The sequence below is a fragment of the Vibrio albus genome, assembly GCF_003144035.1.
Taxonomy (GTDB): domain Bacteria; phylum Pseudomonadota; class Gammaproteobacteria; order Enterobacterales; family Vibrionaceae; genus Vibrio; species Vibrio albus.
Map to the genome: position 1 here is coordinate 1 of NZ_QFWT01000013.1, position 16,142 is coordinate 16,142.

Genomic DNA, 16,142 nt, shown 5'->3' on the forward strand with positions numbered 1-16,142 from the left:
AAATGCCCTAGAATCACATTCTTTGGCTGAGCCAACGGACTATCCGGAATACCAAACACAAGTACCGTGGTTGCTCCAAATGGTGCCATCAATAGAGCTATATCGTAAAAGGTATGATCGAAATACGACAATGCACCAATGGCAATACTCGCTCCAATCCCAGCAATAATTGACAAAATAATATTATTCATACGTAGTTGCTTCCTCTGTTAGTAGACCAACCTGTCTACTTCTATAAAATAGACAGATCGGTCTACTTGTGTCAACATAGTTTTAAAGGAGAATGCATATGAGTAAAAAACGTCAGATATTGATCGACACAGCGTTAGAGCTTTTTTATCGAAACGGAATCAACTCCATTGGTATCAATGAAATTCTGAAATCATCCGGAGTTGCGAAAAGAACCTTATATACGGATTTTGATAGTAAAGAAGCTTTGATATTGGCGGCTTTGCACCAACGCCATGAACGTTTTATAGACTGGCTAGAAAGCAAGCTTTCAGACTCTGATTCTGATACCGACATAATTCAAAACTTATTCAATGCATTAGCTAGTTGGTTTGACAACCAAGAACCTACACTTGGCAATTTTAGAGGGTGCTTTTTTATTAACACATCCGCCGAGTTTAGCGATATAGATAGTGAAATTTCTCGTTTTTGTAACCAACATAAACAACAGGTACGTAGAGTCATTCAAAGACATCTTCATAGTAAAGATCCTTTATTATTAGAATCAATATGCGTTCTAAAAGAAGGCGCTATCACAACGGCTTATATGAGTGGAGACAGTCATACAGTGATAAAACATTGCCTTGAGATATTAAAAGTGCTTCAAGAACGCTTGAGTTAACCAACTCAAGGCTAATGATATATGACCACTTAAACGATAGGATCACTTCTCTCTTCAGGTGCATTAGAAATAGTAGGTCAATGACTGCCATATGTCGCTAGTCCATAATTTAGGTTCAATAGTGCAAGCTGCATTAGGTCGTTTTCAAGCTCTAGCCTAGTTCTGATTCGCCAAATCTCTTCCAACTTGAATGGTCTTTTTATCCCGCTACATTTTCCTGAAGATAACTTTCTCATGTTGACCTCCTCTTAGGTGTTATTGGTCAACATAAAGTCTGATTATCGACTACAACTGTTGCAGCTCCCACCCGGACTACACCCTGCTCAGTAAGGTGATGAGTGTGTGCTGTGACGGAAAAGTACTGGATACCTTCGTCAGCAATATTGATGGTCAGCTTGTCAATATTCAGGCTGAATATTCCATCCCGGATCAGAAAGACGCCATCATCAGCGCCGTCAAAGCAGAGCTGAAACTGGCTGAAGAAAAGCAGTCCACGGATAAGGCCGAGGTCACGCCGCTGGCAGAGTTCGATACCAAAGGCGTCTTTGCCCGCAAGCGCGTCAAAGGACGCAACTTTTCCTATGAATTCGGCCGCCTTCCCGCCTCCGTCCAGGAAGAGCTGGATTCTGTTATTACTGAGGTACTAAAGGAATACCAAAAATAAGGGTGCTTCGGGCACCCTTTTCTTATTTCTGGGGTTAATTCAACTGCTTGCATCTTATATGGAAACGTTCAAGGAACTTGTAAATACAGTCTCCCTTGTGCAGATTCTCTGGATTAAATGACCAGTCACTAGCACTTCCATAATGTAAACATACCCAGTGATAACCGTTTATCGACGGGGCACCATGATAAGCATCACCTTGAAATACATTAAACATCTCTTTGATCTGTTTAACCAAAATACGGTTATCATGGGTATCCCGAATATATAGTCCAATAGGGCTTTCAGACGGATAATTATCCAGCAATAAGCAAAGCTCAAGTCTATCGGGTTTAATTCCGGATGGTAAAGGAAAGCCTTCTATTATCATGCTGTCTGGTGACGGGAGCATAATGTTAAAAGGATAAGATGGGTCAAACATTGACATCCAGCGATTAATCATTGCCACCTCTTGCTGAAGTAATTGGAATTTTGTTGCCATGATGCACTCCTTACTATCGTATTGTTGATATAGAGTAAACGATATGAAAAAGGCTTTTTTTCACTTCAGTAACTTAAAATGTGCAATACCTTTTTGGGGCTGTGCAGACCACTGACCAGATCCGCCGGCAAATGTTCCATCGGTGTTTATATAAAGAGTCCCTTTTCCGACCACTTTTCCACATTGAATAATTTCGAATAAGGCGCAAGTATCCTTGAATGGCTCCATCAGAGAAGTAAGCAAAAGGGGACGCTCCGGATGCCACGGACGAATTTCTACGGTGAAATAACTGGGGTCAGGAAGCATGTCAAACCTGAGGGTTAACCCCTGCTTATCACTGTAAGGAAAACCGGAAGAAACTGAGTAAGTTGACTCCAGTATTTGCCAGCCGGTTTTCTGATTATTTATAACAATCAGTATCTCCATTACTACCCCTTATTTTAGCTTTATAGTGCTAAAGTAACGAGCTATCAGGTCATTGTTTTCAAACTAGTAAAAATTTAGTCGAAATTGAAAAAGAGATAATCCCACATCGTTAATCTAGTATCTCTGATCTCAGCCTCCTTAAAGGTAGGTACACAACAGAAAAGGTAAGTTTATGAGCATGAATTTTTTCAGATTTTTACTGTTTGTGGTTTGTCTGTCCTGGCTTCTTAAGATTTCTAAGACGTTTATAGAATGGGAAGCTTCTCTGTTCACAAATTATCATGTATTTGATGTTATCAACCTATTCCCGGGTTCTCTGGCCGGTTTTGTAGCATGGGGAATGTTACTTATACCTTACTTCTTTATAGTCTTCGTTGTGTTTATTTTTATAAACCTTTTGTCAAAGCTATATAAAACCTTCTGACAAAGTCACGCATATACTGCTTTGTATTCCTTATTCCTTATTACATGTGAATATAATTGGACAATTAGCTTAATAAATGGTCATCTCATCTTATGAGAAAAAGCTGCAGCGTATTATTTTTCTGGTAGGCACTATGATACACATCCTCACGACTAAAAATGTTATTAAGGTTGAAGCAACAGCCTATACAAAAGGCTGCGAAGTGACTCTGAGTAGGGGAACTGAACGCGTTCTTAATTCAAATAAATCAGGCACTTCAAAATCTGTCCAAGAGCAATGTTGGTATCTTAAAGATGCAGCAACTTCCGGACTGGACAGTTTTTCCCGTCTGCTGACCAGATCGGTAAACTTCAGTATCGAAGTGAAACTCACTCCTTGCGGAGATTCTGGTTTATCGGAATTTAGTGAAGGCAGCAGCTCATCTGGGCTCGCTTATGCCCTGGAGTGTGCCCGAGTGTATTGGCAGGGAATTACCCTCCTTTCGGATAATTCCGTTGAAAAGATGACTTTTAAAACTGTCACTATCTACGCTACCGGCAGTGTTACCGTAGACGGCGAAGTGGGATTTATCGGTGAGCTGGATATAAAAATTGAACAGCTGGAAAAGCTTCTTACCAAACAAGGCCACAACTCCCATCCCCCTTTTATTGTCTTTCTCCCTGAAAGCAATAAGGATTATCTACCTAAAGAAAAATGGAATGATTATGAAGAACGCATAAGCAATCTGGGTGGTGAGCTGATCGCCGTCAAAAGCTTAGGACTGGCTCTGGAAAGAATAATAGATGGATACAAAGCAGACGAACATAGCGGCCGCTCTTATACGTTGCCCGGTCTGAACCCATTCGGTTACAGCCAGCGCCAGATATTCTTTGGCCGTGATGATGATATTCGTTTTTTTTCTGAACAGGCGATACAGGCTTTTTCACAGAAAAAGGCTTTTATTGTCCACGGAGGACCTTGCGTAGGAAAGAGCTCATTTATCCTGGCAGGACTCACTCCACAACTTACTGAAAAAACAGAAATATTCAGAGGGACCTTTCTTCCGAAAGCGCACTATTTTACGCCGGAAAAATTAAACGATACCAAACAGTTCCGTGCAGCCGTTCTCACACAGATTTTGCAGGACACCGGATTAGAACCGGAACATTATACGAAAATTCCGTCGGCTTATGCACAACTGAAGAAGCTGGACAAGAATCAAGATCAACTCCGGGATATCAAACCCGTACTGCTTGTGATAGATCAGGTGGAAGAGCTGCTGCTTTCGGAAAGATACCGGGAGTTTGTTCCCTATTTTTGTCACTGGGTCTCAGAACTCAGCCTAATTGCACCGGTTCGGTTTCTTCTGATTGTTCGCTCAGACTACCAAACAAGATTTGACGAACTGTCACTTATGCCAAATGAAGAGCTGAAGCCCATGGCGGAGGCGCAGAGGGCGTTTATGGTTAATGCTCTCTCAGACATGTTGCGTTTTACCTGGTCACTAGAAAAGAAAGGGGAAGCGGAGTCAATAAAAGAACGTTTTATTCGCGATGCCCGATCTGCTCCCCTGTCTTCTGTAAGCTTCGCTCTTAGCTTAATTCATGAAAAATCAAAAGAACAAAAACTGCCGACCTTTACCCATAAACTCTATGAGTCACTCGGCACTCTGGACGGAGTCATAACTACACAAGCCGATTATGCCGTTAAAAATATCTGTCAGACCCGTTTCAAAGACATGGGAGAAAAGGAACAAAAACAGGCAAAGATCCATTTGCTGCATGATTTGTTCAGTGCCTTCATCGGTATTGACCATCAGGGTATCCCTGTTTCTCTGAGTGTAAGGTACCGGGATCTAAGCCACTATCGCAACGCTAACGACCTGGATCAGCTTATACGTGGATTGATGAAAGGCGGACTGATTGTCGGTAACGGCAGTACGGATAACCCACAACTGAGGCTGGCCCACAATATCCTGCTCCCGAACAACAAATATTCAGACAACCGACTTTGGTCAGAAGTACATACCTGGTTTGAAAAAAACCGGGAGCAACTGGAATGGCTGCGTGATATCCGCGGCCGCTATGACCTGTGGCTGACACACAATAATAACAAGTACCTCCTGACACACAAGGAAGAACTGGCAACAGGTCAAGTACTTGAGAGCCAGGCAAGGTTCGGTAACGAGTTACTCAGGCAATATCTGAACACATCCTGCTTACATCAGACGAAAAGAACGATTAAACGAATAAGCTGGTTTACCGCTGTGTCCTTGTTCTTTCTAGCTCTTACCTTTTGGTTTTACCTTGATGCGGAGCAACAACGACGACAAGCCGAGCAGGTAACAGAATTACAGGCAGGTATTCTACATGACCTGAATCCGGATGACATGACACCTTTAATATTAAGGCTGTTTCGTGAAAACTTATTGCAGGAGAAAAACGGCGAACAGCTACTTATCGGGTTCAACAATACCTTAAGGAACGCTGATTTTGCTGATATTTTCCGCCAGACCTTACTTAAGAAAGTTGTCAGACCGGTAGAGATACGCGTACAAAACAAACTGGCAGAGTCTCCCTCATTACAAAATACATTGAAGCTTCAACTGGGAAAACTCTATATTGAATGGGGACTGTATAAAGACGCTGAGAAATATATCTCTGATGTTGTCAGATTCGATACAGAGAAGAAAGGGAAAAAGCACATAAAGACAATTATCGCGATGCAAAAGCTCGCTGTAATATACGAAAAACTGTCAAAATCAGATATGGCCCAGAAGTTAAATGAGGAAATACTGGCTTACTACAAAGACAACAATACAGAAAACAGCTTAGATGCACTGGCTGCCAAAGATAGCCTTGCCGAGATTCTTCTAAAAAAAGGAGAGTACCAACAGGCTATAAAGTGGCGTGAAGAGGTGGTTGATAGATTAACCTGGCAATACGGCAGCACACACCGTCAGACACTTGCTGGCAAAATCAATTTGGCACATAGCCTTAATCAAGCGGGAGAATATCAGCGGGCTAAGGATCTGCAGGTTGAAGTACTGAAAGCCTATCAATATCTGTACGGAAAATCAGACCGCAGCACATTATGGGCGAAGGGTGAGCTAGCCATTACCTTGTATCATATTCAGCAATACAGTGAAGCTCAGAGTTTACTGGAAGATATTTTACCTGTTTATACAAATTATTTTGGTAAAACCGATCCCGGAACACTGGCAACAAAAATCAATCTGGCCATGGTATTGGACGCAAAAGACAGATTTAATGACTCCGCGTTACTGTTAGAAGAAGTGCTTGACGTTCAAAAAAATCTCTTCGGCGAGAGTCATGAAAATACACTGACCACTATGAATAGGCTTGCTTCTATTTATCAGAAAATAGGGCGTGACAAAGAGAGTCTTATGTTGCAAAAAGAAGTTTTTTCCATTGAAAAAGACAAGTTCGGTGAAACCGATATAAGAACACTTTTTACAATGAATATGTTGGCATCTCAATACAAAAGCGCCAAACAATACAATGAAGCCCTTAGATTACTGGAACAGTTCAGAAATATCGCAAAAGAAACCTTCCCCCCAAAAGACCCTGTTATAGAACTCAGCAAAAAAGCACTGGCCAACTTACTAAATGAATTGGGATTCTGCCAGCAAGCACAGGATGTGCTGAATGATAAACCCACAAGAATCGGGGAGAGAACAGACGGCACAGACGCAACCATGCTGGAAGCACGATTACTGTTTGCTTCAGGGCTGGTAGAGCAGGAACAGGCTGAGCAAGCCAGACTATTGCTTACAGATCTTCTTGAAGATTATAAATATATCAAAGGCGCATGCGACCCAAATTTAGAGTTGATTCAAAATCTCGTGTCAAAGAATAATAATATTCTAAAAAGAAATTTAGATACATCGCACATAATTCTGTCAAAAATACAACACGCTATTGAACTGTTTAATACATCTGAAGTGGACAAAGCTCTGGATTTACAAACAGAAGCAATGACAGAGTCACTGGAAAAGCTTGGTCCGGAAGACTCGACAACGCTCATTACACTAAATAGCGGATCAGTTATGTGGCAGAAGCTCGGGATAACAGAGACAGCCCTAGAGAGCAGAAAATTGCACTTTTACACAAGCAAAAAGTTAGAAGGGATAGAATCAGACCGCACTGCAGATTCTGCGCTGTATCTTTATAAGCTGTTACTTGAACAGAAAAAAAACGATAAGGCAGCTGAATTCAGGGAACAATACCTCAGCTGGCTGGAAGGGAAAACAAATGAAGAACTGACACCGTTACAAACAGAGATCAAAAAACAGCTGCAGGCCCTTCCCGGAACCTGACAAACAAGTATAAATTAAAGTAAGGCCCCATGCGTTAGGGGCCAGATAAAAACTATAAAGAAAACTGAGCAATCTTACTTTCGTATGTATCCCAGATAGAACACTGATAGAAACGGTTCTGGAGAAGGAGACTATGGCTGTAGAGCCGCTCCCCTTCTGTTCCGGAGGCTATAGTGTGGGCAATGAGAACAGTCAGTTCTAAAACTATCATGCCCGCTATAAAAAAAGCTACCAGAACCCAGGTGAACTGATCCCGCATGAGTAGTGAGACAAAGCCCTTCATGCGACTAGTTAAACTTCTACCTATATCCGCTTTAGTAAAACCTTCAGCCTGGAGCTGATCTATCGTCATGGGGGTCTTGAGCTGAAGAATACGATTGTTCAGAGTCGTAATATTCTGCTGAAGGTTGCTAACTCTTCTGGTATCAGGAAGCATGTTTTGCAAATCAGCGATTTTCTTTTCTTCAATTTTTACATTTCTAATTGCATTATTACACTTGGTATAGCAACCTGTCTGTGCTTCCCTGGCTGCCCTTTTCCTTTCTTCTGCTGCTGCATTTGTCGATTTTTCTATTTCAAGATTCAGACGCTTCCCTTCTGCTTCCAGTCTGGCCAGCTCACTATGCGCCTTGTCACGCAATTTAATACTCTCTTCAAGCAAGGCCTGATGCTCTCCCTCTCTTTCACGAATTAACACCTTATTAGCATTATTATTAATCCGGTTTAACTCGTCATTGATAGCATCTTCCGAAAAATTGAGTGCAAATGTCAGTCCGGTCAGCGAAGAAAAAAATATACTCAGGCACAGCCGCTTATACACGGTGGATCGCCGCTGCCCCTTAGTACGATAGTCAATATGCGGATCATCCGGAATAGCGATAGGAGTGGCGACAATCAGCCGGTCAATAGAGGCGAGTAGTCCGGTAATGAATACTGCCGCCGGTGTGGCATAAATGCCAAACCACGTATACATAGCTTCCACCCATACAGTAAGAGATATACATATATGAATAAAAATAGCCCACCCCAGGGTCAGTCTTGTGTAATATGCCGATTTAGGCAGCCCGGATAAAGCTTCGGTATCGGTAGCCGATAGACGTAAAAGAAAATTCTGCATCGTTTACTCCTTAGTTAGCGTCGTTGCTTATTTATGTAACGAACCCAAAGAAGTATATTTTCATTTTCCGGTTAATTTTCTGCCAGTAGAACCGAATAAGCTGATACAAAGGAATCGCTCTCCATGCCAACCTGTCAAAAGCCGCCTTCAGGCGGCTCAGAAATGAATATTCAGGTACGAATTCATTTATCTTCCCCGATATCGCCTGAGTTCCCGCGCGGGTATAGATACAGGCAGTTTAAAAGGCTGCTCATTGTCATCCAGAGCAGTTAGTTCTCCCTTCAGAGGTATACTACGATATTTGACAGGCAATACTATTGATGAGTCTGTAATGTGGGTATACAGGCCCCGTTGCGGGAAGCTCAGCAAGATATTGCGCAGGCCTTCGGTACGAATGACAAGACGAGATGCTTCTTGCTCAAAATTGACCCACGCTCGAGGTACTCTTGAGTGAAAACGAATATCTGCTTTTCTCACCTTCCGCATCCCGCTCAAATCGGTATAGTAAATCGACCACATTACTTCTGAGCACAGCTCCGAATAAGCGGGAAGCCTTATGGTGAGTAACTCATAGAGCGGCTCGTTATTTCCTTCGTACAGCCATTCACCTGTTTGTTCATTTTGAATCCGAACATCAGATGCCCACTGAATGTTAACCTCTGCAACAGCACTGGCGTCAAAGACCATAAAGTCCGTATTCTGTATTTCAACCAGTGGCTCCGGAGTCATTACATTGATGATAACTTCAGATCGGCAGGCAGCCTCTTCTGTATAGAGAACATGTTGTGATACCGCTGAGGCTACCACTTCAATCCGGTGCTCTGAATACCGGGATACCGGGATACGGTAGCTGTTTCCGACCAGATGCTGCGCTTCTCTGAATTCTTCACCTTCGACCCGGTACAAAAGTGTTACCTCTGCTGCATTTTCTGCAGACAGAGTTACATCAAACTCTCTTGATGAAAAAGTAACCTCATCAGGAAGCCCCAGATGGATTGAAGGAATCAGCGGCCGCACATTAACCGTGGTATGGCTTTGCTGGATGGCCTCTTGCGTATATTCCGCATGTACCGAGCTGACCTTTGTCAGAATATCTACCTGGCTGGTCCACTCTTCCACAGGTATCCTATAAAGGTTTGGGGCAGTAGGTTGCAGTTCGGTATATTCACCGCCTGCAGTCTTGTACATAAGGGTTTGAGCACAGCTGTTTTTGCACTGCAGACGAACCAGAAGCTCATCTTGCTCAAAAACAATCTCAGCAGGTGCATCAATAAACACCTCGGGGATCAGAACAAGAGGAGATATTTTTTTTTCTGCTACCATCCTCCCCTGGTTATTATACAGATACACGATGTAGTCCCTGTTTTCAGAAAGTTCAAGGGGGTAGTCTTGTCTTCCGGGCTGAAAAAGAGGGCCTCCATCGATGGAGGCGGTCACGTTTGATCCGCTAAACCTGATATTAACAACGGAACCGATATCAGGAACTGAGGGAACCCAGTGAATATCTGAAAATAACCCGCCAATGCCCTGACTGGCAAATATGTGTAAGTCTTGTATTCCGGCCATAAACAACTCCTTTTATTGTCTTTAATTACTTAACGATAAAAGGAGCTGCTTTTTTCAGTTTTCCGCCGTTAAATATCGAATTCTACGATCAGCTTATCGAGTATACGATAGCCGTAGTGCTCGATATCCGGATTTAATCTGCCTTCACCTTCAATAAAATCACCTTCATCCATCAGCTCTCCCTGAGCCAGCAGCAAGGTCTGACCTCCGTCGCAGATACAGAAGGAAACCTCTCCGGCAGTCACCTCACCCGGGAATATCGGCATTCCATCCTCACTTTCGATGTTGATACTGAGCTTTTTCCCGCCAAGGTGCTCTTTAAGATCCAGACTGAGCCTGCCATTCACACGCTGAACATCATCAAACCATGCATGTTCAGGTGTATCGGCTGACGCCGCTGCCGCTTTCATTTCCAGCGAAATGATATTGTCCTGTTTAACTTCTTCGGAATCATCATTCCTAGCCCGGGAAATAGCCTCCTGAATAAAGTCAGGCAGCTCTTCAAACGCCTGCTGATGGTCTGATTGTCTTTCTTGCTCAACTAACATCAGGGCTTTTATAAATTTTCTGTCAAAGTCTCTCATTATATCCATCCTGTTTAGTCAGCCATTAAATTAGACAATTCGTCAGTAAAATACTTATTATGTTTTTTGTACACTCCGGTACCACACGCGGGCTCCATTATCAGGCCCAACACCTGACAGCGAAGGCGATGAGTCGACATAATCGGCGCATCAAGTTCTCTCAAATAGGCCAGGACTACCGAATTTTCAAGCGTACTGGTAAAATCAGGGTCCTCTTCAGCTAATACTGAGTATTTCATTAATGCATCTGAAAACCTATTAGTCAGAGCCATATCACCGAACAGTGAGCGATGGACTGGAATATCAATACCTTCATGAGCAGCTGTTATACCCTTAGGTACCTTTTCTACGCAGTGCAGGTTAAAGGCTTCACTCCTAGCCATAACAATAAGCTCAGCTAACTTCTGACACTCTGCTATTTCTTCCGGAGAATCAAATTGAATAAAACCAATGCATAATCCATCTTTATCTCTTTTATTTCTATTTTTATCTTCTTCCTCTTTTTTTTTCTTTTTATCTTTTTCCTCTTTTTTAAGCACATTTTGTTGATCTACACCCAAATATTCCTTCTCCGACTTTAAATATAAGTTAGAGTTAAATCCTTGGGTATCATCTTTCTCATTAGTCTCTATATCAACAATATTTTTATTTCTTTCATGTCGGCCATCATATGTTATCCGGTCAATATATCGAGAATTGATCATTGTTCTTATATGCTGTTCTACAGGATAATAAGCATTATCCTTTGAGACAAAATACTTGTTTCCTCTAACAAAAACCTTTTCTGTAAGCAATCGAGTGTTATGGAAAGAAAGGATCACATCCTGAGCCAAATCATCCGCACTACTTTCATACCCCGAACCAGCCAATTTATTTATAGCCGCTTTGAGAGCAATATCGCTGATAAAACGATACATATTACTGATCAATTTGCGATGAAACGGATTATTTATATCAAGTAAATGATACTCACCAGAAGAGTTTTCTTGTTTTACCTCATCATGAACTAGTTGAGTCATAATTTATCCTTATTCATTGTTTCCATTAGGGAGCCGGGAGACCCAGCCCCAACAGTTCTCTATCCTTTATTAATAGAAGTGATATTACTGCTGATATAAGGCGCAACCTTCATGTCTTTCCATTCACTCGCACGTTCTGATGTCACGAGCTCACCGGTCTTATTAACATAATTAACCGAGGTAACATTTGAAGGCACCACATCCCCCATTTTCGTGTTCTCCGGAACACTGAAGATCTCTCCGTCAAAGATGACATCAATAACTTTACTGCTTTTATTACCCATAACTCCACCCTCTAATTTATTTCTGATTTAACTGCCGTTTATCACTCACTCATCAAGAAGTTTTAATACAGGTAATCACCTCCTGGTCTGTATCAATACGAAATTCTGGCAGGGAACGGCGCAAAAGCTTTATTACATCATGCCTGGAGATACGACTTTCCCAGCCTTTAATCAGATAAGTCCTCAGCAGTGTTTTCACCCATCTGTAATTCAGTTGTGTTTTTTCCTCGCTGAGACCATTATTGGCAAGAAACAGATCCCGTCTGGCCATTTCTTCTGCCGGAATAGACAATCCCCGCACCAACTGCCAGCGAATATCATGATGTACCGGACAGCTGTCCCTCAGAACCCGGGAACCAAAACCGTTAATCAGTAACACAGTATCAAGCCCTGATTGGGAGAAATGCCCGAGATGTATACTGTAGTTACAGTCATTAGCCCACAGAGCAACAGGCCGCCCGGCTCTGTATGCCTGACTCATGTCCCATAAAATATTCTCGTCGGCTAACGTCTTACCTGCAGCCGTAACAGGAGGCGTATCAATCAATGAATACTGATGGTTTTCTGCTATCGGGTGTTTATTCAAATAACCATAAATACGAATTTCTACGGATTCACCCGGAAAGTAAGTGTCTTTAATTAATTCAATCAACTCCGGAAATTTATTTCTCATGCTGCGGGCAGCATCACTCTCCCCTCCGGCCACGTTATCCAGATCAATTAACAAAAGTCGAGAATCGGTAACAGGTTCGGACCGTTGTCCCTCGTTATCATCTACACAGGTAACAGACTGCGGTACTGATTTATTCCCCTTGTTAAATCGATGCTTCCAATAACTTAATATGTTCATATCCAAGCTCCTTCTGCTGTATTTACTGATAAAACGGCGTCAGATTTATTTTTTTTCATTTTTTCAGTCTTTTTTATAAAAACTTTTTTATCTAAATTGGAAATAAAAAAATAACCCTCTGATTTTTATCACCTTAATCAGATTGAACTTCCTGTTTATTATCAACAGGAAGTACTCCATCCCCTCTTACCGTCGCACAAAACGCACATTGATGATTAACCATACTCGCGGGTAAATCACTTACCCGAAGTCTGGATCGTTTTCCGCTTACGCCGTCAGTAAAGACTGAAAAAGCCGCATTATCTGAAGAGCCTGATACCAGTAAAGAAACTTCATCCAGAAGGTCACTTACTGCGCGCATGTTCAGCGAATAGATCTGCTCGGCAGGCGTTGAGTTATTATCCGAGCCGGTGCAATAGCCGGATTTTCGTTGTTCAGCCAGAATATTTTTATTTACAAAACGTTCCGGTACTTTTTTCTCATAGAATGGTTGAGGGGTGCAGTAACCACAGGGTGTGCGTCCCGGAACGATAATAGACACCCGAGTAGCATCACGACGCCCTCCTCTTTCGAAAAAGATGCGGCTGCCGATATCCAGATAAGGAAGATTAAGATGAACAGCCGTCTGATTGAGGTACCAACGTGATTCATTGTTGTCCACGCATCCCAGTATCAAATCACAATCTCTGAGGTGCTGCTGTGCATCAGGCTGATATACAAGCTCCATGCAGGTTTCTATATCAGTATCCGGAAAGATTCTTTTCAGGTGTTCTGCTACGACCTGGATTTTGGGCTTTCCGATATCCCCTTCTCCGGCACCCTGAAGGCGATTAAGGTTGTGATACTCAACCCTGTCAGCATCGATCAAAGTCAACCGCCGAAACCCCATTCTCACCAGGCCTTCAGCTGCAATACTGCCGCTTCCTCCACAGCCAACAACCGCTACATTGAGGTTTTTAATCAGTGGATCCGCATCCTGTAGCCAGGGCTGACGAGAATGAAGCATATCCGGATATCTATCTACAGTGCTGTCCAGACGTCGTATCGGAATATCATTCACCAACAGACGAACAGGATGAAATCCCCATTCACCAGTTGGCATTCGAACTGGTATACGGGCAGCCCACTGCGTTTTCCCTATCACTATAGAAACAGGTATAAGTTCTATACCTGCTTCTTTACTTACACGGTCATATGTTTTAGCCAGTTCCCGGTCAGATCTATCATCAACTGAACTAAAAACAGCCTCGTTGCTAAACCAGTGATCATGAATATTCAGAATATAAACCCGGGAGTGAGAATAAAATTTCGCCTCTTCTATCGCTCTGGCAACCACTTGCTGATGCTCATCTGCACAGATCTCAACTGAGTGAGATGAAATAAATTGTTCAGGAATAAACAGGTTGCCTGTCAGGGCCAAGGAAAGCACCGTCCCCCGGAGAGTTACTTTGTGTGTATGTATTTCTCTGGCTATAGCGAAAGAAAAATGCTCTTTCTTATCAGAAAGGTGCTTGTTAGTTAGAAACTGAAAAACCTCAGGAGAAAGTCGAAGTGTTGTCATATCGTTGTCCTTATATGCCTGACTTATACAAGAGATAACGAGGTGATTTCAGGTCAATTTCAAAATCAGCAAAAAATTTTTTTCCATAAAATTGAAAACCAGCTTCCGCGGCTTCGTTTATCTCATATCAAGATAAGAAATCGGAGCAATTACATGACCAGACAAAATCTACTCCAACAGGAAAAAACCATAATCACACAGTGGCTGAATAAAACAGCTCCCGGGACTAAGCATGTGGTAGAACTGGGGCCGTCGGGAAACAGTATGCAAATAGAAAACTTTCCACTGACAGAGGACAGTTGTATAGAGCTGTTACTTATTCTGGATCGTTACCCTGAATCAGCTCCAATGGGAATATACATCCGAAATTCACCAGAAAACAAAAGACTAATACAGTGTCAGACCGGAACGTCTAATAGCGGTACATGTTCAGCATCCGGATCCTCTTTTTGGATGCACATCAATTTTGAACCAGCCCCAAATTGGGCTGTTGCCCCTGAAGACTTAGGTAAAAAGAGTAGCTTATTAAGTTTTTTAAAATCGATACAAAAAAAACATAGCCAATTTAACAGATAAGAAACGGAAACAAATACAGGAGATGATTATGGACATTTTTGATATGTATCGCTCTGGATTCAAGAGAGGATACGAGCATGGTTCTTCCGGAAAAAGAAGAATGGCTGCATGGGAGCTAATTTTAACAAAACCTGTAATCTGGTTACCGGGAGTAAATATTTTCAGTTATTTGGAAGGTTACATAATGGGATACAGAGATGGTATTACAACTCTGCGAGTAAGAATAAATTAAACGAATAAGCTCATAACAATTAAACCAGAGTAACTATTTCAGTTTTTGTAAGTTACTCACTTCTTATCCGGCCATGAACTACTACAGGGAACAGCATGAAGCTCAGACACATATTCTGCCTATTGGCTGTCACCGCTCTCTGTCTGGTAGGGCTGGCTTACCGGCTCGCCAGCTCTGCCTATGACGGGTTCGTGGCTGACGTTGAATCTTACAATGAAGAAATGTACTACAAGGAAGCTGACAGCAACCCTGACTGGAAGCCGCCGGAGAAGCCGGTGCCCAACACCTGTTTTGTTCCGGGGCATGAGTCGTTCAGAAAAACTGAGCATACCCTGGAGCAGGGTATGTTTCAGCTTAACCTTTATGCCAGGCCGGGACTGATAGGGGACAAAAATCAGTTCTTCCGCAACTTAAAGAAAAGGCTTTCAGCCATCCAGGGCTTCTATACCGATGTGCTGGGAGCAGAGAACCTGCGGACAGTGAAGGCAAGCATTCACATGTATCCCGATAAAAAAACGCTCGAGAAAGCACTAAAGGAGGAAATATCCCCAAATACAAACGGTTTCTATCGGTTCGGAAACGGGAATATTTATCTTCTGTATAAGAGCCCGGAGCAGGGCCTGAGAACCACCGTCCATGAAATAACGCATGCCTCTAACCACAGACTTGCAGGTGATTTGGCGGCCTGGTTAGATGAGGGAACGGCGGAGGTGTTCAGCCAGCTCGAAGAAAAGAAGCCGGGCGAGTTTCATGCAGGGGCATCAAGGTGGACGACCGACCGGGGCGATCTGAAATTCCGCCCTTTAAGCCTGGCAACGACTCTCAGGATCAATACGTATCCGGACAAAAAAATATACACAAGCAAGAACTTTATTTACTCAAATGGCTGGCTGTTTTCCGAGTTTCTGGTAACGACGAAACTGGGCAGGACGTTGATGAAAGAAATCCTGCTCAGAGAGCGGAAAGAGCCGTGCTCGGCCATGGATGAGGATGACTTTCACCACATGTTTGCAGCTTCCGGCCGGGATGTGGAAGCCGAGTATGACCGGTGGATGTATGAACTGTACGGTTATGACTATCCGTACCTGAGTGAATCACGCAGCTTAAAGCTGCAGGCAGGGACAAGCATCCGATGAACCCGGAAATTTTTGCTTTTCAGCAGGGGAGTTTTATGGCTATTCTTAATCTCC

Annotated in this window: 16 protein-coding genes and 1 pseudogene; 6 read left to right on the forward strand and 11 right to left on the reverse strand. The window is 42.8% G+C overall.

What is annotated here, in order from left to right; all coding sequences use genetic code 11:
- Nucleotides 1-191, reverse strand: a 191-nt coding sequence (locus tag DI392_RS17910; protein WP_181388460.1) for an HPP family protein, incomplete at its 3' end; no start/stop codon positions are given.
- 98 nt (nt 192-289) lie between these two features.
- On the opposite strand from DI392_RS17910, the gene DI392_RS17915 reads away from it, so the two are divergent.
- Entirely contained in the window at nt 290-850 is a 561-nt protein-coding gene (locus DI392_RS17915; protein WP_109321068.1) for a TetR/AcrR family transcriptional regulator, read from the forward strand.
- Nucleotides 851-960: 110 nt separating this feature from the next.
- Here DI392_RS17915 and DI392_RS17920 read toward each other — a convergent pair.
- Nucleotides 961-1,086, reverse strand: a pseudogene (locus DI392_RS17920) (integrase); the annotation flags it as partial.
- 44 nt (nt 1,087-1,130) lie between these two features.
- On the opposite strand from DI392_RS17920, the gene DI392_RS17925 reads away from it, so the two are divergent.
- A complete protein-coding gene (locus DI392_RS17925) occupies nt 1,131-1,514 on the forward strand; it encodes a ParB family protein (RefSeq protein ID WP_281259841.1) in 384 nt (127 codons plus the stop codon).
- A 34-nt stretch (nt 1,515-1,548) separates the two neighbouring features.
- Here the strand turns inward: DI392_RS17925 and DI392_RS17930 are convergent, their stop codons facing one another.
- Both DI392_RS17930 and DI392_RS17935 read right to left on the reverse strand, forming a co-directional pair.
- On the reverse strand, nt 1,549-1,995 hold the full coding sequence (locus DI392_RS17930) for a hypothetical protein (protein WP_109321070.1): 447 nt from the start codon (nt 1,993-1,995) through the stop codon (nt 1,549-1,551).
- A gap of 60 nt (nt 1,996-2,055) precedes the next feature.
- Complete coding sequence (locus tag DI392_RS17935; protein WP_109321071.1) at nt 2,056-2,421, reverse strand: hypothetical protein; 366 nt, start codon at nt 2,419-2,421, stop codon at nt 2,056-2,058.
- Between the two features lie 557 nt (nt 2,422-2,978).
- Between DI392_RS17935 and DI392_RS17945 the strand changes: the two genes are divergently transcribed.
- Nucleotides 2,979-7,163, forward strand: coding sequence for a tetratricopeptide repeat protein (locus DI392_RS17945; RefSeq protein ID WP_181388461.1), 4,185 nt, complete (start codon nt 2,979-2,981; stop codon nt 7,161-7,163).
- Nucleotides 7,164-7,215: 52 nt separating this feature from the next.
- On the opposite strand, the gene DI392_RS17950 is transcribed toward DI392_RS17945, so the two are convergent.
- The 7 genes from DI392_RS17950 to DI392_RS17980 form a co-directional block, all read right to left on the reverse strand.
- The gene (locus DI392_RS17950) at nt 7,216-8,280 is read right to left on the reverse strand and encodes a DUF4407 domain-containing protein (protein WP_109321074.1); all 1,065 of its coding nucleotides are present in this window, start codon (nt 8,278-8,280) and stop codon (nt 7,216-7,218) included.
- 186 nt (nt 8,281-8,466) lie between these two features.
- Nucleotides 8,467-9,846, reverse strand: a complete 1,380-nt coding sequence (locus DI392_RS17955; RefSeq protein WP_109321075.1) for a hypothetical protein — start codon at nt 9,844-9,846, stop codon at nt 8,467-8,469.
- A 68-nt stretch (nt 9,847-9,914) separates the two neighbouring features.
- Nucleotides 9,915-10,430, reverse strand: coding sequence for a hypothetical protein (locus DI392_RS17960; protein ID WP_109321076.1), 516 nt, complete (start codon nt 10,428-10,430; stop codon nt 9,915-9,917).
- A gap of 14 nt (nt 10,431-10,444) precedes the next feature.
- Nucleotides 10,445-11,449 carry a hypothetical protein gene (locus DI392_RS17965; RefSeq protein ID WP_109321077.1) on the reverse strand — a complete coding sequence of 335 codons (1,005 nt, stop codon included), beginning with the start codon at nt 11,447-11,449 and terminating at the stop codon, nt 10,445-10,447.
- A gap of 59 nt (nt 11,450-11,508) precedes the next feature.
- Nucleotides 11,509-11,733 (reverse strand): hypothetical protein, encoded by a 225-nt coding sequence (locus DI392_RS17970; RefSeq protein WP_109321078.1) that lies wholly within the window; start codon nt 11,731-11,733, stop codon nt 11,509-11,511.
- Between the two features lie 52 nt (nt 11,734-11,785).
- Nucleotides 11,786-12,583, reverse strand: coding sequence for a hypothetical protein (locus DI392_RS17975; RefSeq protein WP_109321079.1), 798 nt, complete (start codon nt 12,581-12,583; stop codon nt 11,786-11,788).
- A gap of 133 nt (nt 12,584-12,716) precedes the next feature.
- Nucleotides 12,717-14,144, reverse strand: a complete 1,428-nt coding sequence (locus tag DI392_RS17980) for a HesA/MoeB/ThiF family protein (protein WP_109321080.1) — start codon at nt 14,142-14,144, stop codon at nt 12,717-12,719.
- Nucleotides 14,145-14,297: 153 nt separating this feature from the next.
- On the opposite strand from DI392_RS17980, the gene DI392_RS17985 reads away from it, so the two are divergent.
- The 3 genes from DI392_RS17985 (at nt 14,298) to DI392_RS17995 (ending at nt 16,088) form a co-directional block, all read left to right on the forward strand.
- Nucleotides 14,298-14,720: a hypothetical protein gene (locus DI392_RS17985; RefSeq protein WP_146194547.1), complete on the forward strand. Its 423-nt coding sequence runs from the start codon at nt 14,298-14,300 to the stop codon at nt 14,718-14,720.
- Nucleotides 14,721-14,748: 28 nt separating this feature from the next.
- Complete coding sequence (locus tag DI392_RS17990) at nt 14,749-14,952, forward strand: hypothetical protein (RefSeq protein ID WP_109321082.1); 204 nt, start codon at nt 14,749-14,751, stop codon at nt 14,950-14,952.
- 95 nt (nt 14,953-15,047) lie between these two features.
- Nucleotides 15,048-16,088 carry a gluzincin family metallopeptidase gene (locus DI392_RS17995; RefSeq protein WP_109321083.1) on the forward strand — a complete coding sequence of 347 codons (1,041 nt, stop codon included), beginning with the start codon at nt 15,048-15,050 and terminating at the stop codon, nt 16,086-16,088.
- Nucleotides 16,089-16,142: the final 54 nt, after the last annotated feature.

Bases quoted from the DNA above. Each gene is read 5' to 3' on its own strand.
- DI392_RS17915 (WP_109321068.1), top strand. From the start codon at position 290: ATGAGTAAAAAACGTCAGATATTGATCGACACAGCGTTAGAGCTTTTT.
- DI392_RS17930 (WP_109321070.1), bottom strand. From the start codon at position 1,995: ATGGCAACAAAATTCCAATTACTTCAGCAAGAGGTGGCAATGATTAAT.
- DI392_RS17935 (WP_109321071.1), bottom strand. From the start codon at position 2,421: ATGGAGATACTGATTGTTATAAATAATCAGAAAACCGGCTGGCAAATA.
- DI392_RS17945 (WP_181388461.1), top strand. From the start codon at position 2,979: ATGATACACATCCTCACGACTAAAAATGTTATTAAGGTTGAAGCAACA.
- DI392_RS17950 (WP_109321074.1), bottom strand. From the start codon at position 8,280: ATGCAGAATTTTCTTTTACGTCTATCGGCTACCGATACCGAAGCTTTA.
- DI392_RS17955 (WP_109321075.1), bottom strand. From the start codon at position 9,846: ATGGCCGGAATACAAGACTTACACATATTTGCCAGTCAGGGCATTGGC.
- DI392_RS17960 (WP_109321076.1), bottom strand. From the start codon at position 10,430: ATGAGAGACTTTGACAGAAAATTTATAAAAGCCCTGATGTTAGTTGAG.
- DI392_RS17965 (WP_109321077.1), bottom strand. From the start codon at position 11,449: ATGACTCAACTAGTTCATGATGAGGTAAAACAAGAAAACTCTTCTGGT.
- DI392_RS17970 (WP_109321078.1), bottom strand. From the start codon at position 11,733: ATGGGTAATAAAAGCAGTAAAGTTATTGATGTCATCTTTGACGGAGAG.
- DI392_RS17975 (WP_109321079.1), bottom strand. From the start codon at position 12,583: ATGAACATATTAAGTTATTGGAAGCATCGATTTAACAAGGGGAATAAA.
- DI392_RS17980 (WP_109321080.1), bottom strand. From the start codon at position 14,144: ATGACAACACTTCGACTTTCTCCTGAGGTTTTTCAGTTTCTAACTAAC.
- DI392_RS17985 (WP_146194547.1), top strand. From the start codon at position 14,298: ATGACCAGACAAAATCTACTCCAACAGGAAAAAACCATAATCACACAG.
- DI392_RS17990 (WP_109321082.1), top strand. From the start codon at position 14,749: ATGGACATTTTTGATATGTATCGCTCTGGATTCAAGAGAGGATACGAG.
- DI392_RS17995 (WP_109321083.1), top strand. From the start codon at position 15,048: ATGAAGCTCAGACACATATTCTGCCTATTGGCTGTCACCGCTCTCTGT.